This is a genomic window from Aestuariimicrobium soli (assembly GCF_051192575.1).
Classification (GTDB): Bacteria; Actinomycetota; Actinomycetes; order Propionibacteriales; family Propionibacteriaceae; genus Aestuariimicrobium; species Aestuariimicrobium soli.
In genome coordinates this window covers 77,524-98,140 of record NZ_JBPJSQ010000002.1, presented here as the reverse complement: position 1 = coordinate 98,140, position 20,617 = coordinate 77,524, and the positions used below count along the sequence as shown (strand labels likewise).

The window sequence follows — 20,617 nt, the reverse complement described above, 5'->3', positions numbered from 1 at the left end:
CCGCTGCGCCCGTCTACCGGTCGTGGGGTGTCTCGAAGTCCCAGATGGCCCGGTCGAGGGCTCGAGGAGTGACGTTCAGTTCCGCGGCCGCCTCGAACAGCAGCGCACGGGCCTCCCTCTCATTGAGCGCGTCCGACCGGCCGAGTTTACGGGTCAGGTATCGAGTGACCTTGACGTCAGGCTTGACCATCTCGTCCACGCCCGCGTTCATGAGCAGGTAGGACCAGGACAGAGGACCAAGGCCGAGCACGCCGACCCAGGCGGACCGCACCGGCCCTTCCTGCCAGCGCTGGCGCAGCGCAGAGGTGTCCGTGACCGCTGACTCGAGCTCGGCCAAGCGGGTCAATGCCTCATGGATGCCCTCGGTGCGGAACCTACTCGTTCCCGGCAACTTGCTCTCGTTGCCCAGCACTTCGGCTGCGAAGCGAGCTGGGCCACCGGCGTTGTCCATGGCGGTGATCAGATCGGACGACGAATCCGTGGCGGCGCTTGGTCGCAGGGCTCGGTAACGATCAAGTACTCGCCGGGCCGCCGTGCTTCTGCCTCGAGTCGAGTAGGCGCTGTTCAAGGCACTGAGTGCGAGGGAGTCTCGGAACTCGACGGGCGGGCGCCACGTGGCGGGGTCGCCCAGATCGCGGAGGAGGTCATCTGCGTGCAACGTCATGGTGGCCATGTTGACCCGTTGGGCAGGAGTGGCTGCCGTCAACGCGCCGACGCTGTTGAGAAAATCCGCGTCACCGAATGCCTGATTCTCGAGATTGAATGGGCATGTGCATGGCGGTCGCCTGGCGCACCGCTAGAGTGCTGGCGACAAGGGCAAACCAATGGAGGCGATGTGCTCTCGGAGGATCGATGGGTGGAGGTCACCCCGTCGAACCATGAGCACGAGCGCGCCGGTCTCGAGATCCTGCGCGAACTGCTGCCCGATGAGGCCCCCTTCCGAGCCTGGACGAACTTCGAGTTCAAGGACGGCCACGGGGGCTGGCACGAGGTGGATGCCCTGGTGCTCGGCCGGAACCGACTGCACCTCGTCGAGCTGAAGTACTACTCGGGCCTGCTGCAGGGCACCGACACCGACTGGTTCCGCAGCGCCCATCCGGCGGAGAAGTCGCCGCTGCTGTTGGCCCGCCGCAAGGCGCAGCGCTTCGCCTCGAAGATGAGGGAACAGCTCGCCGCGCTGGAGCGCGAGCTGGGCGCCCCGCCCGGCACCTACACCCGCCTCACCCTGTGGGTGCAGGAGTCGGTCTTCATCCACCACCCGGGCATTCGCAGTGCGCTCACGGGCAGTGCCGCCGTGGGCATCTTCGGACTCGACGGGCACGAGCACACCACGCATCTGGCGCCCATCTCGGAACGGCTCCTGGAGGCGCCGCAGGGCAAGCCGCAGTTGCCGGACGACATCGTCGCCCACCTGCTCTCGAGGATGGGGCTGGTCGAGCGTCGGGAACTCACCGCGGGCAGCTGGAACCTCTACGAGCGGCGGGAGCCCTCCGGCACCTATCAGGAGTGGGAGGCGTCGCACATCGCGGTTCCCGAGAACCGTGCCCGCGTGCGGTTCCCGCTCCTGCACGACAACGACTCGGCCCAGTACGTCGCGGACGTGAACAAGGTGGTCGACCACGAGTACAAGGTGATGGCGGCCCTCTGGAACAGCGAATTCTCGCTGTTCTTTTTGCCAACCAGGTGGCCGCCACCCACTGAGCGGAGCCCAAGACGGTTCCGGACGACCTCGTCGACGTGGGTCGAGCCTCACCGCGCATGGCTTCTCCCACCCCAAAGGGGGGAACTCACTACCGCTCGCTGACACCGTGAAGTGCCGTGAGTAGCCTCACAGACATGGCGACCAGGAAGAGCCCGTCCTCATCGGGCAGCAAGCAGAACACCTCCACTCGCGCGTCGTTCACCGTCCCCGGTGTCGATGCCACCAAGGGTCAGCAATTGGCCGAAAAGCTGCAGTTGCGCCTGCACGCCCTCAATGACCTTCACCTGACTCTCAAGCACGCCCACTGGAACGTGGTCGGACCCAAGTTCATCGGCGTGCACCAGATGCTCGACCCCCAGGTCGAGGCCGTCCGCGCCATGGTCGACGTGGTCGCCGAGCGCATGGCCACCATGGGCGTCTCGCCCAACGGCTGCCCCGGCGCACTGGTCAAGGCCCGCACCTGGGACGACTACCCGATCGGTCGCGCGCAGGCGGCCGAGCACCTCGGGGCCCTCGACGTCGTCTACAGCGGGATCATCGAAGGCCACCGTGAGGTGATCGACGAAGCCGAGGACATCGACCTCGTCACCCAGGACATGTTGATCGCGCAAGTCGCGGAAATGGAGAAGTTCCAGTGGTTCATCCGCGCCCACCTCGAGGACGACAGTGGCAAGCTCGCCACTGATGGCGACTCGAGCCTCACCCAGGCGGCTGCCGATGCCTTGGCAGCCGACCGCAAGGTGGACTGACCACCCGTTCGACTGACCACCCCTTCGAAGGGAATGTGATCGCTCAGGAGGAGGGCAGAGGCTGGCAGCGGGGGCAGAAGTAGAGCTCCCGCTGCTGCGGTGCCTCGCCGATGCTCGACTTGGTGAGGGGTGTGGCACAGCGCGGACAGGGTCGTCCGGGCTTGCCGTAGATGTACAGAGGGTCGCGCCAGTTTCCGGTCGAGACCGATGACCGGAAGGCCAGGGTTCCTCTCAACAGCCGATGGGCACGATCCACCGCCGCGGCGAGGGTCGCCTCGTCCAGTGTGCCCACGGTCAGCCATGGGCTGAGCTTCTCGAGGAAGCAGATCTCGGCCGCCCACATCGTGCCGATGCCGGCCAGATTCGACTGGTCGAGGAGTGCGGCGCCAAGAGGCTGGTCGGGATGGGAGGCCAACCGTCGAACTGCCTCCTCCTCGTCCCAGTCGTCCCCCAACAGGTCGGGGCCGAGGTGCCCGACCAGTTCGTGCTCCCGATCGGTGGGGACGAGGTCGACCATCCCCAGTCGGCGGCCGATCGCGGTTCGCTCCGCGGTACCGACGATCACACGAATCGTGGGATCCGAGGCGGTACCGCGACCCCGCGGCGGACGTCGTGCCACCCAGCCACCAGACCCGGAGCCACCAGACGCCGACGCCCCCACTCCTGACGCGCCCACTCCTGACCGCACAGGAGTCACCGCCCACCGGCCGTCCATCCGCAGGTGGGTGTGCAGGGTGGAACCGTCGTCGAGTCGGTGCAGCAGGTGCTTGCCGCGCGCCACGACCTCGAGCGTGGTGCGTCCGCGTTTGTCGGAGGCGCCCAGATGGCCCCAGCGGAGTTCCCACTCGGTGATGGCGTGGTGGGCCAGCGCATCGTGGAGCAGTCGCGCGGCCCGCCACACCGCATCGCCCTCGGGCACGGATCAGCCCACCTTCCCGATCAGGCCCGATCCCGATCAAGCCAGTCTCGATCAGGCCAACTTCTTCTCGCTGAGCCAGTCCTTGGCGATGGTAGCCGCGGGGAGTTCCTCCTTGACGGAGCGTCCGTTGAGGGCGATCAGGGTCTTCGGGGGTCATCGCCGCAGAGATGGTGTTGATGATCGTGGCGGCGGCCTCGTCCACGTTCTTTGACGCCAACGGCACGACGTGCGAAGCCAGGAACAGGCCCTTGGTGTAGGTCAGCGAGACCAGGTAGGCCAAGCTCGTCCAGGTGGGCATGAAGGTGGTCGACCTCTACGCCGACGGGGCGGGTGCCGCGGCCCGGGTGCGGGGAGTCGTGGACGAGGCCTACGTCGACGAGCTGGCGGCCGCCACGGGGGGCCGACTCGGCGGACAGGTGGGCGTCGCGCCCCGCATCTTCATCAAGAAGCTGGTGGGCGAGGTGCTCGACCGGGTCGACCAGTTCCCCGATTTCGACCCGCAACACGACTACGCCCTAACCGTGCGCACGGACGAGCTCACCGACGCCGAACGGGCCGCCATGGGTGCGGTTGCGCCGCGCCCTGCTGCCGGTGTCGACGACACCGACCTGGCGCTGGACGAGTGACGTGAGCGGCTTCGATCGGCTCACCCCGTCGTTGCAGCACCACATCGTCAACGACCTCGGCTGGGGAACGCTTCGAGCACTGCAGGAGCAGGCCGTCGAGCCCCTGCTGGCGGGGCATGACGCGCTACTGCTGGCGCCCACGGCCGGTGGCAAGACCGAAGCCGCCCTGTTCCCGCTGCTCACCCGGATGAGCGGCGAGAACTGGCGCGGCACCTCGGTGCTCTACATCACCCCGCTCAAGGCGCTGGTGAACAACCTGCAGGTGCGGGCCGAGCGCTACACCGGCTGGCTGGGTCGCACCTCGGCGGTGCGCCACGGGGACACCACGGCTGGCCAGCGCAAGCGGAGGCTGCTCGACCATCCCGACGTGCTGCTCACCACACCCGAGTCGATCGAGGCGATGCTGATCTCGACCACCACCGACCCGCGCGCCATCTTCTCCGGGGTGCAGGCCGTCGTCATCGACGAGATCCACGCCTTCGCCGGGGACGACCGCGGCTGGCACCTGTTGGGGGTGCTGCAGCGGCTGGAGGACCTGGTGGGGCACCCGCTGCAGCGCGTCGGGCTGTCGGCCACCGTGGGCAATGCGGAGTGGTTGCTGGGCTGGCTGCAGGGCAACAACCGGGACGCTGGCGTGCCCGGGGTCCTGGTGAATCCCGCGGTCACCGCCGGCGGGCCGGCCCCGGACGTGCAGCTCGACTTCGTCGGCAGCCTTGCTAACGCGGCGACGGTGATCGCGTCCCTGCACCAGGGTGAGAAGAGGCTGGTCTCCTGCGAGTCCCGGCGCCAGGTGGAGGAGCTGGCCGAACGGCTCGGTGGGCTGGGGGTGACCACCTTCGTCTCCCACTCGTCGGTGTCCCCGGACGACCGTCGACGTGCTGAGGAGGCCTTTGCCCAGGAACGCGACTGCGTCATCGTGGCCACGTCCACCCTTGAGCTCGGCATCGACGTCGGCGACCTCGACCGCGTCGTGCAGATCGGGTCCACCCCCACGGTGGCGTCCCTGCTGCAACGGCTGGGTCGTACCGGACGACGCCTCGGCACCGTGCGCAACATGCTGGTGCTGGGCATCAAGGACGACGACTTCCTGCGCGCCGCCGGCATCGCGTTGCTGTGGGGCGAGGGCTACGTCGAGCCGCTGGTGCCGCCGCCCGAGCCGCTGCACATCGTCGCGCAACAGGCGCTGGGCATCACGATCCAACAGCGGACGATCGGCCAGGCCGAACTCGTGGCTCGACTGCAGGGGCTCGGCTGGGTCGACGATGCCCTCGTCGCCCGGATCGTGCGGGGGCTGGAGGAGTTGGGGCACCTCGACCGTGACCGCGACCTGCTGTTCATCGGACCCACGGCGGAGGGCCGGTACGGCCGTACCTACTTCCGCGACCTGATGGCCGCGTTCACCGCGCCACCCCAGTTCCTGGTCTTGCACGGACGAGCCGACATCGGCTACCTCGAGCCATTGACGCTGCTGCGCGAGGTGGAGGGGCCTCGCTTCATCACGCTCGGTGGTCGTCCGTGTAGGGTGACCCACGTCGACTGGACTCGTCGTCGTTGTCACGTCGAGCCAGCCGACCACGGGGGAGTGGTGCGCTGGCAGAACTCCCTGCCCATGGACTCGCCCCAGCTCTGTTATTCCATGCGACGAGTGCTGCTGGGTGTAGACCCGGTGGGTGTCAGGTTGTCGCAGCGGGCGGCGGCCGCGCTGGCCCGGCTTCGCGAGCAGCGGGCCGACGAGGTCGACGCCACCTCCACTCGTGTGGTGCAGCGGGAGAGCGATGCGCGCTGGTGGAACCGGGCCGGTGGGCGGCGGAACCTGGTGCTCGCCACCGCTCTCGCGAGGGTGAACCCGGAGCTCATGGATGGGAAGACCAGCTTCGGCGATGCCTGGATCGGCCTGCGCGCGGGAACCACCATGTTCATGGTGCAGGAGGCGCTCGTGCTGGCCCGCCTCGAGTTCGGCGCCGAGTTCGAATCGCTTCCGATCGACATCGACGACGATGCCCTCATGGGGCTGAAGTTCTCTGACCTGCTCCCCGACGTGCTCGCTCGGTGGGAGCTGGAAAGGCGGCTCCGCCGTTGAGGCCGTGTGAACATCGAACCGCCGCCTGGTTCACCCGTAACGGTGCTCCATGATCAGTGACCGGTCTGCGGGAGGAAATGGTGGCTGCCCCCGATTCCGACCACGACGTGAGGTACAGGCTGGTGGCGGTGCGAACCGCCAAACGGTCTATGTTGATACCGTTGAGAGCGACATCGGCGCATCGTCGCGCCGCGCGAATTGGGGGTGCATTGACCGTGGGATCTGCGGACACGCAGGAAAGGGTCGTCACCCCTAATGAGCTACTACGCCTGAGACAGGAAGGGTGGGGACGGCGCCTGGGCGTCGTGTCGCTGGTCGCCGAGGATCTGGCCAAGGCCGAACACGCCGAACAGGCCCTCGAGGTACTGGGAGGTAAGTTCCTTGCGGCACGAGGGCGGGATCGCAGCTGGTTGTTGCGCCGCTGGCCAGCGGTTCACGTGATGTCGACAGTGAGCATCGCCACCCACCACTACTCTCACGGCACGTTCTGGCCCAAGTTGACGGGCATGCTTGGGATCCGTGGGGATCAGAGCTTCCAGCAGGAGTGGGGAACTGCCTTCTTGGAGAACCTGCGAGCGCTGGGACTTCCGGACTTCGGCGAGATTGAGGATTCTGGAGCCCGATTCGTCGGCCCGATCCTCATGCATTCGGGGATTCCCACCCACTGCCTTGCGGACTACTTCAAACTCGTCGGTGAACGCCGCAGCCGAGACGAGGGGATCACGCCTGACGAGTTCGTGGCGTGGGCGGCCAGCAAGGCCGCCGAGGGAAAGTTGTTCAACATCGACAAGCCTGTCGAGCGGTTCCTGCGCTACGGCGGCGACTTCGCCATCGACGTCAGCGACCGCGTGTTTGAGCTGCTCGACGTGGTCGCGGCCGGTGGTACGGGCGAGGAAGTGCCGTTGCCGGACAGGTTCCGCGTCGCCGCTGTGGCCCTTCGACAGGCTGGTGGGATCAGCGAGAGGCGGCCAAGGGGCCACTCCGACGGACACGAGGCAGAGCGGCCAGGCTTGGTGCTCGATCCCTATGGTCGCGGGCCACTCCTGAGACTGCCGCCCGTGGACGAGGTCGGCCAGGCAACGTGGACGGTGACGGTCGGCACCCAGTCGGAACACGTGCACAGCGAGGCGGCCTGGCCGGGAGAGCCGGCCCCGCCGACGGATGTGCCAGTCATCGGTCCAGTCCGAGCAGTGACGGCTGCCCTCCAACGGCGCCCCGACCTCACGATGACCGTGCCGGTCGTCGACGACAAGGACCCCCTCCTCGCATTCTCCGAGGAGGGCCGGCAGCTCCTCCCGGGGTTGCCTCTTCCGGGCTTTCCGGTGTGGTTGCTCTTTCCGGGCGGCCCTGATGACCTAGTGGTTGTCGGCGAGGCAGTGGTCCTGGCCGAGGGCGCACTTCCCCCGGGCTGGAGCGGCTGGACCCTGCGACTCCTCGACCTCCGGGGCGCCAGCATGGTCAGGTCCTCCAGATGCGAGCGTCCACGCAGTGTGCGCAGGGTTTCGTCCGTGCGGATCGCCGCCGGGGAACCGATCCAGGGCCTCCTGCACCGCGGCGGGCCAGTCTTTGGGCAGGTTCCCCAGATCGAGCTGCCATCCGCTGCTAGCACTGACAGCAGCTGGTCCCTGACGATCACTGATGCTGGCGGGCGGGTGCTCGTTGACAACCGCATGCTTCACGCCGGCGACGACCTCCGCGAAGGACTGTGGTCGGGCGTTCCTCGACCGTTGTTGGGCACGTACCGAATCCGGGTGCGCGGCCCTTGGGGGCGAGGGATCTCTCGCGACCTGGTGCTGGCCGAGGGAGTGCGCATGGCGTCTCAGCCCCCGTGGCGTCGGATCGCCCCCGATGGGCTGGTGCCCGCGACGATCCGTCTCAGCCTCCCTCCTGGCGTCGAGGCCGAGCAGTCGTCGTTCGAGCTCGCGGGGCACGAGACAGAGCAGCAGGTGACACTGACCGCGCACCACACGGTTCTTCGAGCCGTAGTGCGACCTCCTCACATGTCGATGTCCTACCAGTCGAGTGAACGCTCCACGACGGCGGGCGTCCGGCCGGTACCGCTGTATGCCGAGGACCTTCGTGAGCTGGGCGGGACGCTGACGATCGACCTGGACGCGGTGGGTGATCCAACCCTGCACGTCCTAGTGGGTGACCGTTGCGTCCAGGAGCTTGTGACCTTCGGCCGCAGCCGCGACGGCGTCTATCGATTCAACCTTGCTCAGGTGGGCGACACGCTGGCAGCTCACCCCCGCGCACGACTGTCACTCGACGAAGCAGGCCTCCTCGTCGTGAGTCAGGTGAGCCCGCGAAGGCTGTACTCGGAAGTGAAGCTGACCGGTGACATCCTCGAGCTCGTCGACAGCGTCGACGTGGAGGGACTCGTCGCGCTGGTGTACCCCGTGGTCGCACCTTGGCGAGGCGGGACGCGACTCGAGGTCCGGCATGGACAGGTCGAGCTCCCTGAAGAGCTGCGCGACGCGGGACCCGTCGTCGTGACCGTCCGGGTCGATGATCCGTGGGCTCCGGCATCGGTTCCGGCATGGCCGGCCCCTCAGAAGGCCTGGCTGCTCAGTGCGCCGGGTTGGCTTTCGAGCGAGGACGCCGAGGAGACATCGCTCTCCCGGTGGCTGGCAGGCGCGGGGCCACTCCCCGCCGATATTGCTGACCTGTCGAGGGTCTGGGCGGTCACTGGCCGGCTGCCGTGGCTCGGGCTGATGGGCGAGCGCCTCGCCGAGGTGGGGAAGGCCTGCCGCAACGTGCTCACCCAGGATCCTGTCTCCTCACTCCTCGCCTTGGACTCGAGCGGCATCGAAGCCGACCGCGTGCCCGAGGCGATCATCCGTTCCGGGCTCGCATGGACGCCGACGGCGTTGCCGTCTCGGGGCAGCGTGGCGTGGACCCGCGCAGGAGCGTTACCAGCGGCACTCCTGACCGCTCCAGGACTGGTGGACGATGTCAGGCGGGGTTTGGACACTGCTGCCAACGCCCGGGTGGTGTGCGGAGACGGTGTGGACAGCCTCCTGCGTGGGAACGACCCGTGGCCAGGTCTGGGCCGTTTCGACACAGCGGCCGATCGGTATCTGGCGCTTGGCTCGACCGCGCAACTGGACTTCCGGAATCAGTTGAGGCTGGTTCCCCAAGGCCTTGTCGATGGCGACACGCGAGTGCAGGCGTCTCTGAACCTGCTGGATCGACGGCGCGACGCATCTGCGGGGCTCCAGGAAAACGGCCCCCGGTGCCTCCAGCTGCTCCGCGCCTACCTCAAGTCCGTGGGGGACTTGGCAGGTGTCGACGCCGTCGCAGCCCGATGCCATCCCACCCGGTCAGATGGGTGGCGGTGCTATCCGGCCCTGTCCCTGAGCCTCGCCTGGATGGCACGGCGCGTCGCGCGCGGCGATGCCCAGGCGCGCCAGCTGGTGGCACAGCAAGGGCGACTCTGGGCCGATCTGGCGCGCATCGCGCCCGACCTCGTCACGATCGACCTGATTGTGGCCGAACTGCTGCAGGCTGCGGAGCAGTCGAGCGCGAGCCAGGAGGACAAATGACCGAGCACTCCGACCCGGTGAGGACCTCTGCGGAGATCAAGGCGTCCTACCGCAGGTATCTGGGCTCGCTCATCGCCGCTCGTGACCCGAAGATCGCCGCAGCGCTGGCGAGCGCCATTGACACCTCGCCATCTCTCGACAAAGGGCCCTATCTGGAGGCCACTCCGCCCTACGCGACCGGGTCCAGCATCCGCGAGCTCATTGACTCTGGGTTGCTGTCCGCCGGCTTCGCAGGTTTGGCCAGCCCGGCGCTTCCGCTCGACCGGCCGCTGTACCGGCATCAGGAGGCCGCCATCCGGAAGGTCAGGGATGGCCGCAACGTCGTGGTGGCCACCGGTACGGGGTCCGGGAAGACCGAGTCATTCCTCATGCCGATTCTGGACAGTTTGGCCGCCGAGAACGAGCGGGGCGCCTTGGGTCCTGGCGTGCGAGCATTGCTCCTCTACCCGATGAACGCCTTGGCCAATGACCAGATGAAGAGGCTCCGGGCCATGCTCGCCGACACTCCGCACATCACCTTCGGTCGCTACACCGGAGACACCGAGGACGACCCGCGTCGCGCGAGCGAGCGTTTCGAAGAGCTCAACCCTGGTGAACGCCTCCTGAGCAACGAGTTGCTCAGTCGTCAGGAGATGCGCAAGACGCCGCCCCATCTGCTGCTGACCAACTACGCGATGCTGGAGTACCTGCTCCTCCGCCCGCAGGACATGGGCCTGTTCCCCAGCGACGGCGACGCCACCTGGCGCTTCCTGGTGATCGATGAGGCCCACGTCTACGACGGAACCCAGGGCGCCGAAATCGCCATGCTCGTGCGTCGCCTGAGGGATCGCGTGGCACCTGACCGGCCGCTGCAGTGCATCGCCACCTCGGCCACTGTGGGCGCCGACACCGATCCGTCGTCGGTCACCGAGTTCGCGTCCCGTCTCTTCGGAGTGCCCTTCGAGTGGGTGCACGACGACTCCGCGCGGCAGGACTTGATCACAGCCGAGCGCCGCCAGACTCCGACCGGGCCGACGTGGGGCCCGTTGACTGCCGAGGACTATCTTCGGCTGGCGCAGAGCACTGCCGTGGACGACGAGGTTGTAGCGCTGGCTCGCAGCCACGACTTCACGGCACCGGATGCTCGCTCTGCCCTGGCCCACGAGGGCAGTCTCGTTCAGCTCAAGCGGCTGCTGAGCGTCGGACCACAGCCCTTCGACGCCCTGCCGGCACGGGTCTTCCCAGACGACCCCCGTCGGCAGGAGGGGCTCGTCGCGCTGGTGGCTGTCGCCAGCGCGCTGAGAGGGCCTGACGGGTCGTCCGCTCTTTCGTCCCGGTACCACCTCTTCCTGCGCGCCACGGAGGGAGCGTTCACCTGCCTCTCTCCGTCTGGCCCCCACGTGCATCTCGCTCGACACGAGCTGTGCCGTGACTGCGCTGCCCCAGTTTTCGAGGTGGGGGCCTGCAAGCGGTGCGGCGCGGTTCACCTGCTGGGCGTCCTTGAGTCGCGCGACAGGCGTCTGCGCCTCGCGCCCCGCAAGGCGGACGCCCCGACGTCGTGGCTGGTGCTTGATGACGGTCTGGATCGGGTCGACGAGGATGAGGAGGCTTTGGCAGAAGACGGCGGCGCCGTGAACGGCGCTGAGGGCAAGCTGTGCACCCAGTGCGGCGTGCTCACCACGGCCGATGCCACCTGCTGCGCTGACCCCGGTTGCGGCAGCTCGACGCTCCGGCGTGTTCGCAAGCTCAAGCAGCGTGGCCAGGAGCTCGTCGGTTGTCTGGTGTGTGGCGCCCGGGGAGCCGGCACCGTCCGTGCCTTCGAGACGGGCGCGGACGCCGCTGGCGCGGTCATCACGACCTCTCTGTACCAGAGTCTCCCCGCCAGCGAGGACCCTCGGGACGTCGCTCGGCCCGGCGAAGGACGCAAGCTGCTGATGTTCAGCGACAGCCGGCAGGCGGCTGCCTACTTCGCGCCGTACTTGGAGGATTCGTACGGTCGGCTTCAGCGCCGACGTCTGATCATTCAAGGGCTGGAGTCGGCTGGTGCCGCCACCTCTGGGGTGAACGTCGCTGACGCCCGGTACCACGTTCGGCGGAGCGCGGATGCGGTGCAGGTGTTCAGTCCTGGCATGTCTGCGGCGGGGCAGGAGAGGATGATCGCTCCGTGGATCATGGCCGAAGCTGCGAGCATGGACGATCGCCAGTCGCTCGAGGGGGTCGGATTGGTCCGCGTCACCCTGCGGCGCGAGCCCGGGTGGAAGCTCCCGGAGCCACTCCTGCGCCTGGGCCTCACGACCGAACAGGCTTGGGACTTCGTCGCGGAGCTGGTCAGGACGTTGAGGCTCCAAGGCGCGGTGACGATGCCGGACGACGTCCCCCCCAACCATGAGATCTTCGCCCCGCGACTGGGGCCCATCTACGCGCGCCTCAGCGGGCCGGAGCCGAAGCGAAAGGTGCTCTCATGGCTCCCTGGGCGCGGAAGCAACCGGCGTGTCGACTACGTGAACCGCGTGCTGGCGGCGATGGGTAGCGACACCGACCCCGTCGGGGTGCTCAACGGTGTCTGGCGCTTCCTCACCGACCCGGGAACCGAGGTCGACTGGTTGGTCACCAGTACCCCAAAGGGGTTGGGTGCCGTCAGCCAGGTCGATCACCGCATGCTCCGGTTCGCGCTCGTCGATGCAAGCACACCCGTCCATCAATGCTCGACGTGCCAGCGCGTGGCTCCGGTGTCGGTGGCGGGAGTCTGCCCGGCGTTGGGGTGCCCGGGGGAGTTACACACTCTCGTTCCCCCGCCGGCGGACGAAGACCGCGATCACTACCGGGCCATCTACCGGTCGATGCTCCCAGTCCCTTTGACGGCACGTGAGCACACCGCGCAGTGGCGCAACACTGAGGCGGCTCGCATTCAGCAGGACTTCATCCGGGGCGAGATCAACGCACTGTCGTGCTCGACCACGTTCGAACTGGGGGTCGACGTGGGCGAGCTGCAGTCGGTGATGTTGCGGAACATGCCGCCCACCACAGCAAACTACGTCCAGCGTGCTGGGCGAGCCGGCCGTCGTGCGGGCGCTGCTGCCCTCGTGGTCACGTACGCACAGCGACGGTCGCACGACCTGACCCAGTACGCAGCTCCGGAAGCGATGATGGCGGGTCGCATCCCGGCTCCCTACGTGCCTCTCGACAATGACCGCATCGACAGGCGACACGCCCACTCCGTAGCGCTGGCGGCGTTTTTCCGCTGGTACTTGGAAAGCCTCCACGGCATCTCCAGGAAGGCAGGCGAGTTCTTCATCGGTGACGGGGTGGATGAGCCGCCGGTCGCGGCCGTCCGCACCTTCCTGAACCCCGTGCCTGCTGAAGTCCAGACCTCGCTGCGTCGCGTTCTGCCGGTGGGAGTCCAGAAGGCCATCGGAGTCGACTCCGGCGAATGGGTGCCGGTGCTGCTAGATCTGCTGGAGGAAGTGCGGCAGGGGCTCGCTGCGGACGTCTCGACCCTGCGTGGTATCCAGGACGAGGCGGTGGCCGCGCGGAACTTCCTTCTGGCCGACCGGTACGAGGGCGTCCTGAAGACGCTCCGCGGCCGGGACCTCCTGGGCCACCTCGCGAACCACAACGTGATTCCCAAGTACGGCTTCCCGGTCGATTCGGTGGAACTCCGGACTGACTTCAGCGCTGCCGAGCACTTCCTCGGGGCCAAGCTCGACCTGTCGCGTGACCTGTCGCAAGCGATCCACGAGTACGCCCCGGACGCGTCGTTGGTCGCGGGGGGCTTGGAGTGGATGTCTCGCGGCATCTACCGACTCCCGGGAAAGGAGCTCGTCGGGCTGAACTACCGGGTCTGTCGGCGGTGCGGTCAGTACTGGGAATCCTTCGGCGACGTCGAGCCGCAGTGTCCTACGTGCGGCGACGTGGCTGCCGCGGCCGCACGGACGCTGATCATCCCCGAGTTCGGCTTCGTGGCGGCGCCCGACCCGAAGCGACCCGGCTCCCGGCCCCCACGCGGAGCTTGGGGGGGCGCCACGCACGTGGTCAAGCTCTCGGATGTCTCCCGCTCACGTTCGTTCGAACTCCCCGGCGGGAGCATCGAGGCGTTTGTGGGTCCCAGGGGTCGCCTCATCTCCATCGCCGATGGGCCTTCAGAGAGTGGCTACTTGGTCTGTCGGTGGTGCGGCTGGGGCACGGCCCTGACCAACGTCGGGACTCGACGTCCGACCAAGCATCAGCACCTCCTCCGGGCGGGGCACGACTGCACAGGCCCCTTGGATCTGGTCGACCTCGCTCATCCATACGAGACTGACCTTCTCTGGCTGGACGTCAGGCCTAACCAGATCTTTCGGGAGGAAGCCGTCTGGAAGTCCGTGCTCTACGCTTTGCTCGAGGCAGCGTCGGACACCTTGCAGATCTCCCGAGACGACATCGGGGGGACCTTGTCGCCCACGGGGCCTGTCACCAGGTCGTTGGTGCTCTTCGACACGGTTCCAGGCGGTGGTGGGAACGTGCTGCGGATCGAGGAGAGGCTGGAGGATGTTCTCGAGGCGGCCCTACGGCGGGTCACGACGTGCGACTGTGGGCCGGAGACATCCTGCTACGGATGCCTGCGGGGTTACCGGAACCAGCGAGACCACGAGATTCTCTCCCGCGGGGCAGCCGCAGCCCTGCTCAGTTCGCTGGGTGTGGGGCTCGGCTCAGCGCTCGGTTGATTGCGAGCGGACACGTCGAGGTCGACACCGCTGGGTGTTTACCTGCTGACCGTGCCTTTGCCCTCGACCGAACAGGGGCAAGGGCATGTTCAGGAGGTGAACGCGGGAGGGGGACGATCCCGGAATTGCGGACTGACTCCGAGTGCCTGCAAAGTCGTCAGGCGCTGCTGTCGGCCCGCATGACCTCGATCACTGCATCCCTGAGCCGGACGTCGTCTGGGCCCAGTCCGGCCAGGACCTCGTCCAGACCCACCCTGGTCTGGTGCATCACGTCGCGCGCGTCGCGTCCGGCCGACCGCATGACGAACACCCGGCTGTAGTCCGGATCTTCAGGAGGACGCGCAAACTGGCCATGTTCGGCGGCGGCGGTCGGCCCGAACACCAGGAACAGTGTGGGCTGGCCGTCTTCCCGAGGCAGCGAGATGCACCATTGCCACTGGCCTTGGAAGCCCACACTGGCAGTGGAGATGCGCCCGATGGTGACGGCCTCCGCCACCTGTGGAATGAGGGTGCTGCGGGCGAAGCTTCGTAGCGAATTCTTGATGGTCTGGAGGGCGCTCTTCGCCTCGATGAACTGTCGCTTGGCGTGCTCGGCAACCAGGTCCGCGAACTCCTGCGCCACCTGCTCCTGCTTGTTCAACGCGAAGCGGTTCCATTCACCGGCGTCGCACATGGCGGAGATGAAGTCGACTCTGTCCTGATCGGTCATGGCTCCGGGTACCTCCGTGAAGTAATCGATCAACTCGTTGATGAACGTGCTCTGACGTGGATGAGCCGAGACCCATGCCGGATCGCCCTTCAGGTGTGTCCGAAGGTCGCCGAGGACATCGGCGTAGGTGACGACGGCAGCGTCCTCCCAGCCTTCGCGTTGACGGTGCGGCTCGTGTCGCCGGCACATCAGCACCACGACGCCGCGGCCTCCGTCCGCTGTGCCGTGCTCCAGGTAACCGTCGAAGCTGTGCCCGTGCCCGTCGGAACTCTCGTAGTTCTCCACCACCACCTTGGCGTGCTCGGAGACCATGAGGATGTCGGCGATGTCCCTGCCGCTCTCGGAGCCCTTGGCGGTGTCGACCTCTTGGCTGATGCGATAGCCGCTCAAGGGGAGCTGCTCGTCGTCGGGCAGGTGCTTGTTCACCCGGCCCATCAGGATCGTCTGGAAGGTGTCACCGAGTTCGTGGCTCGCGTCCGATCGCAGCAGCCACGCAAACACATTCGAGAGTTGCTTCTCGTGTGTGCCGTGGTGCATGACCTCGAACACATTGAACTGTGTGGACAGGCTCGTGGCCAAGGAAGGGACGAGCGGGGTGACCAACCCGTCCAGAACGTCGTTGTCCATGGTCTGGAGACTAACCGAACTCCCTGCGGGCAGCTCAGGTGGCGGTCTGAAAGTCGGGGTGCTCCCAGACGGCGGGCTCGTCCAACGTCGCGGACGAGAGCCGCACCCGCTCGTCCCCACCCGCGATCCCCGGCCGGATCTCCGCCAGGCAGACCAGCAGCGAAAGGGTCGGGTAGCCGTCGCTGCGGTTGTCGCGAATGATGGCGCGGTCGTCGTCCACCGGCAGCGCCGCGGTGCCCTCCAGCACGTCCAGCCACCGACGGCGCCAGTCGACCTCGGACGAGCCCCCCGCCTCCGCCGCGGCCCTGAAGGCCGGCAGCCAGGCCTCGATGCGGGCGGTCCGCGGGTCGTCCACGTCGTCGTGGGCCACCATGTGCACACCGGGGGCGAGCACCGTGCGGGTGAGCGTGGCACCGTCCCAGCTGGTGACGGTGGCCACCCCGCCGGCCACCTCGACGAGGTTGAACCCGGCCGTGCGCGGCACCTCCGGCACCGCTGACCCGACAGCCGCCTCCAGCACCAGTGAGCCGCGAGAGGCCAGCCCGTTCGGACCCGCCGGCAGCCCGCCCGAGAACACGTCGGCCCGGTTGAGCACCACCGCCAGCCTGCCCTCGCCGGGATTGGCCGCCAGCCACGCCCCACCGGCCAGACGGTCGCGCACGCCGACCACCCCGGGGAGCTCCGGCCACCAGTAGCCGGGCGGGTCCCAGAGTCGGGAGGGGTCCTCGTCCCTGACGGCGAGCAGGCGCACCTCCTCGTCCGCGGTCTCGGGCACGTGGATGACGACGGTGCACATGCGCGCAAGGCTAGCCACGCAGCGAACAGGGCTGCGGGCAGCGTGGGACCATGGCTCGGTGAACATCCTGCTGGGAGTCTGCGGAGGCATCGCCGCCTACAAGGTGGTCTCACTCGCCCGACTGTTCGTCGAGGGCGGCCACGAGGTGCACGTCGCCCCCACCGACGACTCGCTCAAGTTCGTGGGGCTGTCGACCTGGGAGGCCATCAGCCGCAACCCCGTCACCACGTCCGTGCACGACGACGTCGCCCAGGTGCGCCACGTCGCCCTCGGACAGCAGGCCGACATGGTCGTCGTCGCCCCGGCCACGGCGAACACCCTGGCGCGGATGGCCGCCGGACTCGCCGACGACCTGCTCGGCACCACCCTGCTCGCGACCCGCGCGCCCGTGCTGGTGGCGCCCGCCATGCACACCGAGATGTGGCAGCACCCCGCGACCCAGCACAACGTCGAGACCCTGCGCGACCGCGGCGTGCACGTGGTCGGGCCCGAGAGCGGACGACTGACCGGGTCCGACTCCGGGCCGGGACGCATGAGCGAGCCCGAGGAGATCTTCCGCCGCGCCCTCGAGCTCGTGGGCGAGCCCGTCGCTGATGAGAACGGACGAGGCGACCTGGCCGGGGTCAAGGTCGTGGTCAGCGCCGGCGGCACCCGCGAACCGCTCGATCCCGTGCGCTACCTCGGCAACCGTTCGAGCGGACGCCAAGGGGTGGCGGTGGCTGCCGAGGCCGCCCGACGCGGAGCCGAGGTCACGCTCGTGGCCGCCAACATTGAGGCGGCCGTGCTCGACGGCGCGAGTGGGGTCACCGTGGTTCCCGTGGGTTCGGCGGCCGAGCTCGACGCCGCCATGCGCGAGGTCTCCGACGCCTCCGACGTGCTGGTGATGTGCGCCGCCGTCGCCGACTACCGCCCGGCCGACATCGGCCAGGGCAAGCTGCGCAAGGAAGACGTCGGCACGCCTGAGCTCACCTTGTCGCTCATCGAGAACCCCGACATCCTGCGCGGGCTCGTCGAACGACGCGCCTCAGACCAGGGGAGCGCAGCCCAGGTGATCGTCGGCTTCGCCGCCGAGACCGCCGACAGCGAGGAGCAGCTGCTCGACCTGGGACGCCGCAAGCTCGAGCGCAAGGGTTGTGACCTGCTCGCCGTCAACGCCGTCGGCTGGCATCAGGGCTTCGAATCGTCCGACAACGCAATGGTCATCCTCGGGTCGGGAGGCACCGTCGTCGGCCGGGCGAGCGGCACCAAGCAGCAGACCGCGGCCGCCCTGGTCGACGCCATCGTCCAGCTGCGGGCAGCCGCCGACCCGGCCTGAGCCCCCCGCTCGGCAACCCCCAGCTCAGGCGGCGGCTCGTCCTCGGTGCACCAACCGCCGCACCAGCTTCACCAGCTCCTCCGCCCACAGCACCACCGAGCCCATCGCGAGGGCGATCAGCCAGTGCTCCAGGTCGAGCGGCCGGGTGCCGAACGCGGTTTGCATGAACGGCACGTGCACCACCGCGATCTGCAGCAGCAGGGTCAGCGCGATCGCCCCCCACAGCCACCTGTTGGTGAACAGCCGCGAGAACGCCGAGGCGTCGGCCGCCCGCGAGTTGAGTGCATTGAACAGCTGCGCCACCACCAGCGTCGTGAACCCAGCGGTGCGCGACACCTCGAGGGAGTCGTGGCCCTCGACCAGTCCGCCGGGCAGGAAGATGTCGATGGTCACGAGCATCGAGAACCCCATCACCAGGCCGATGAACAGCACCCGCATCCACATGGCCCGGTCGATGATGGGTTCGTTCAGGTTGCGCGGGCGGCGCTGCATCACGTCGGGATCGGGCTCGTCCACGCCCATCGCCAACGCCGGCGCCGAGTCGGTGACCAGGTTCACCCAGAGGATCTGCGTGGCGAGCAACGGCAGCACGATCCCGCCCGAGCCATCGGTGAGCCCGAACACGCCGGCCAGCACCACGCCGAAAAAGATGGCGACCACCTCGCCCATGTTCGAGCTGAGCATGTAGCGCAGGAACTTGCGGATGTTGTCGAACACCCCGCGACCCAACCGCACCGCCGTGACGATGGTGGCGTAGTTGTCGTCCGCCAGCACCATCGTGGCCGCCTCCTTGGTCACCTCGGTGCCGGTGATGCCCATGGCCACCCCGATGTCGGACGACTTCAGCGCCGGCGCGTCATTCACCCCGTCGCCCGTCATCGCCACCACCTGGCCGTCGGCCTGCAGCGCGTCCACAATCCTGAGCTTGTGCTCCGGCGCCACCCGGGCGTACACGTTCACCTCGCGGGTCGCCCGGCGGAAGCCCTCCTCGTCCAACTCGTCGAGCTCGAGGCCGGTCATGGCGCGCGGGCTGTCGGCGATGCCGAGGTCGGAGGCGATTCGGGCTGCGGTGACCGGGTGGTCACCGGTGATCATCACGGTGCGGATGCCGGCGCCGTGCGCCTCGGCGATGGCGGCCGAGACCTCCTCGCGCGGCGGGTCGATGATGCCCGCCACTCCGACGAAGGTCAGCCCCTCCTCGTCGTCCTCGTCCACGACGTCGTCATCGTCGTCGATCTGGCGGAACGCGATGCCCAACGTGCGGTAGCCCTCGCCCGACAGGTCCTCGACGACGGCGGCGATCCGCGCGCGACCCTCGTCGTCCAGGGGCACGATCTCGCCGTCGACCCACTCGGAGTCACAGTGGACGAGCAGCACGTCCGGGGCACCCTTGCTGTAGAGCCGGTTGCCCTCCTCACGCTCGACACCGACCGACATCATCTTGCGGTCGGAACTGAACGGCACCTCGCCGAGGCGGGGGAGCGCGGCGGGGTCCTTCTCGTTGGCGAGCTTGGGCCACGCCACCAGGAAGGCCGCCTCCGTGGGGTCGCCGACGATCGTCCACTCGCCGTCGGAGTTCTGCTCGAGCTGGGAGTTGTTGGCCACGGCGCCGCCGAAGACGGCCAGCCGCGCCCCCTCGAGAGCCACCTCCGACGACGTGGTGTCGACCTCACCGGTCGGCGCGTAGCCGACGCCGGACAGATCGGTGCGTCCGTGGGCCGTGACCACCGTGTGCAGGGTCATCTCGTTGCGGGTCAGCGTGCCGGTCTTGTCGGAGCAGATCACGCTGGCCGACCCCAGCGTCTCGACCGAGTGCAGGTTCTTCATCACCGCATTGCGCCGCGACAAGGCCTGCACCCCGACGGCCAGCACCAGCGACAGGATCGCCGGCATCCCCTCGGGCACCGCCGCGACCGCCAGCGACACGCCGATCAGCAGCGTGTCGACCAGGTCCTGCGGGTCGTGTACGCCGTTGACGACCAGCAGCGCGCCCATGGTGAGGATCGCGATGGCGATCACCAGACCGCCCAGCATCTTCGAGACCTTGTCGATCTCGCGGGTGAGCGGGGTCTCCTGCGCCTCGGTGGAGTCGAGCAGCGTGGCGATCGTCCCCATCTGGGTGCCCATGCCGGTCGAGGTGACGACGGCCCGCCCGACGCCCTGCACCACGGCGGTCCCCTTGAAGACCATGTTCGTCCGGTCGCCCAGCGCGGTCTCGCCCTCGATCGGGTCGGGACGCTTCGTGACCGCCTCGGACTCACCGGTCAGCGACGACTCCTGCACCTTCAGGGCGGTGGCGCTCAGCAGCCGCGCGTCGGCGCCGACGGCGTCGCCCTCGGCGAGCACCAGCACGTCACCGGGCACCAGTTCGCCCGAGGGCACCGTCTTCTGCCTGCCGTCGCGCACCACGGTGGACGACGCGCGCGTCATGCGCGACAACGCCGCGACGGCGTTCTCGGCCTTGGCCTCCTGGCTGAGTCCGATGGCCGCGTTGGCCAGCAGGATCGCGAGGATGACCACCACGTCGATGGGCACGCCGTGGGCACCCTCGACCGCCCAGGCCGCGAGCGAGATCGCCATCGCCACGAACAGCAGGTAGACCAGCGGGTCCTGGAACTGTCGCAGCAGCTTGCGCCACCACGGCTCCTGCGCCTGGGGGCGCAGCTCGTTGGGGCCGTGGCTGGCCAGCCGTGAGGCGGCTTCGTCCGAGGTGAGCCCCTGCTGCTCGTCGCTGTGCCAAGCCTCCAGGACAGCGGACGAGGTGGCGCTCACGGGGTCGAGCTCAGGCGTGGTCATGCGGCTCTCCTAGGGCGGTGGCTCCGTGGGGTCGTGCACTCGTGTTCACCGTAGCGGCGACGGCTTCGCGC

Annotated in this window: 12 protein-coding genes; 7 read left to right on the top strand and 5 right to left on the bottom strand. The window is 68.2% G+C overall.

Features of this window, described 5'->3' with window-relative positions; all coding sequences use genetic code 11:
* Positions 1 to 13: 13 nt before the first annotated feature.
* Positions 14 to 673, bottom strand: a complete 660-nt coding sequence (locus ACSDQ9_RS01810; protein ID WP_435142949.1) for a hypothetical protein — start codon at positions 671 to 673, stop codon at positions 14 to 16.
* 183 nt (positions 674 to 856) lie between these two features.
* On the opposite strand from ACSDQ9_RS01810, the gene ACSDQ9_RS01805 reads away from it, so the two are divergent.
* Together ACSDQ9_RS01805 and ACSDQ9_RS01800 are read left to right on the top strand one after the other, a co-directional pair.
* Entirely contained in the window at positions 857 to 1,804 is a 948-nt protein-coding gene (locus ACSDQ9_RS01805) for an NERD domain-containing protein (RefSeq protein WP_435142948.1), read from the top strand.
* Positions 1,805 to 1,836: 32 nt separating this feature from the next.
* Entirely contained in the window at positions 1,837 to 2,451 is a 615-nt protein-coding gene (locus ACSDQ9_RS01800; protein ID WP_435142946.1) for a Dps family protein, read from the top strand.
* 43 nt (positions 2,452 to 2,494) lie between these two features.
* Here ACSDQ9_RS01800 and ACSDQ9_RS01795 read toward each other — a convergent pair whose 3' ends face one another.
* Entirely contained in the window at positions 2,495 to 3,370 is an 876-nt protein-coding gene (locus ACSDQ9_RS01795) for a DNA-formamidopyrimidine glycosylase family protein (RefSeq protein ID WP_435142944.1), read from the bottom strand.
* 290 nt (positions 3,371 to 3,660) lie between these two features.
* Between ACSDQ9_RS01795 and ACSDQ9_RS01790 the strand changes: the two genes are divergently transcribed.
* The 4 genes from ACSDQ9_RS01790 to ACSDQ9_RS01775 all read left to right on the top strand — a co-directional run bounded on the left by ACSDQ9_RS01790 (position 3,661) and on the right by ACSDQ9_RS01775 (position 14,303).
* The gene (locus tag ACSDQ9_RS01790; protein ID WP_435142942.1) at positions 3,661 to 3,996 is read left to right on the top strand and encodes a BREX system ATP-binding domain-containing protein; all 336 of its coding nucleotides are present in this window, start codon (positions 3,661 to 3,663) and stop codon (positions 3,994 to 3,996) included.
* 1 nt (position 3,997) lies between these two features.
* Positions 3,998 to 6,076 carry a DEAD/DEAH box helicase gene (locus ACSDQ9_RS01785; protein WP_435142940.1) on the top strand — a complete coding sequence of 693 codons (2,079 nt, stop codon included), beginning with the start codon at positions 3,998 to 4,000 and terminating at the stop codon, positions 6,074 to 6,076.
* A gap of 305 nt (positions 6,077 to 6,381) precedes the next feature.
* Positions 6,382 to 9,621, top strand: a complete 3,240-nt coding sequence (locus tag ACSDQ9_RS01780) for a hypothetical protein (RefSeq protein WP_435142938.1) — start codon at positions 6,382 to 6,384, stop codon at positions 9,619 to 9,621.
* Positions 9,618 to 14,303 carry a DEAD/DEAH box helicase gene (locus ACSDQ9_RS01775; RefSeq protein WP_435142936.1) on the top strand — a complete coding sequence of 1,562 codons (4,686 nt, stop codon included), beginning with the start codon at positions 9,618 to 9,620 and terminating at the stop codon, positions 14,301 to 14,303. The genes ACSDQ9_RS01780 and ACSDQ9_RS01775 overlap by 4 nt, the downstream gene beginning before the upstream one ends.
* A gap of 157 nt (positions 14,304 to 14,460) precedes the next feature.
* Here ACSDQ9_RS01775 and ACSDQ9_RS01770 read toward each other — a convergent pair whose 3' ends face one another.
* Together ACSDQ9_RS01770 and ACSDQ9_RS01765 are read right to left on the bottom strand one after the other, a co-directional pair.
* Positions 14,461 to 15,639, bottom strand: a complete 1,179-nt coding sequence (locus ACSDQ9_RS01770; RefSeq protein ID WP_435142935.1) for a PDDEXK-like family protein — start codon at positions 15,637 to 15,639, stop codon at positions 14,461 to 14,463.
* Between the two features lie 34 nt (positions 15,640 to 15,673).
* Positions 15,674 to 16,435, bottom strand: a complete 762-nt coding sequence (locus tag ACSDQ9_RS01765) for an NRDE family protein (protein ID WP_435142933.1) — start codon at positions 16,433 to 16,435, stop codon at positions 15,674 to 15,676.
* 58 nt (positions 16,436 to 16,493) lie between these two features.
* On the opposite strand from ACSDQ9_RS01765, the gene coaBC reads away from it, so the two are divergent.
* The gene (gene coaBC, locus ACSDQ9_RS01760) at positions 16,494 to 17,750 is read left to right on the top strand and encodes a bifunctional phosphopantothenoylcysteine decarboxylase/phosphopantothenate--cysteine ligase CoaBC (RefSeq protein ID WP_435142931.1); all 1,257 of its coding nucleotides are present in this window, start codon (positions 16,494 to 16,496) and stop codon (positions 17,748 to 17,750) included.
* A 24-nt stretch (positions 17,751 to 17,774) separates the two neighbouring features.
* Here coaBC and ACSDQ9_RS01755 read toward each other — a convergent pair whose 3' ends face one another.
* The gene (locus ACSDQ9_RS01755; RefSeq protein ID WP_435142929.1) at positions 17,775 to 20,546 is read right to left on the bottom strand and encodes a cation-translocating P-type ATPase; all 2,772 of its coding nucleotides are present in this window, start codon (positions 20,544 to 20,546) and stop codon (positions 17,775 to 17,777) included.
* Between the last annotated feature and the right edge of the window lie 71 nt (positions 20,547 to 20,617).

What these genes read in the sequence shown, in the direction of transcription:
- ACSDQ9_RS01810 (WP_435142949.1), bottom strand. Translation starts at nt 673, where the DNA reads ATGGCCACCATGACGTTGCACGCAGATGACCTCCTCCGCGATCTGGGC.
- ACSDQ9_RS01800 (WP_435142946.1), top strand. Translation starts at nt 1,837, where the DNA reads ATGGCGACCAGGAAGAGCCCGTCCTCATCGGGCAGCAAGCAGAACACC.
- ACSDQ9_RS01775 (WP_435142936.1), top strand. Translation starts at nt 9,618, where the DNA reads ATGACCGAGCACTCCGACCCGGTGAGGACCTCTGCGGAGATCAAGGCG.
- ACSDQ9_RS01770 (WP_435142935.1), bottom strand. Translation starts at nt 15,639, where the DNA reads ATGGACAACGACGTTCTGGACGGGTTGGTCACCCCGCTCGTCCCTTCC.
- ACSDQ9_RS01765 (WP_435142933.1), bottom strand. Translation starts at nt 16,435, where the DNA reads ATGTGCACCGTCGTCATCCACGTGCCCGAGACCGCGGACGAGGAGGTG.
- ACSDQ9_RS01755 (WP_435142929.1), bottom strand. Translation starts at nt 20,546, where the DNA reads ATGACCACGCCTGAGCTCGACCCCGTGAGCGCCACCTCGTCCGCTGTC.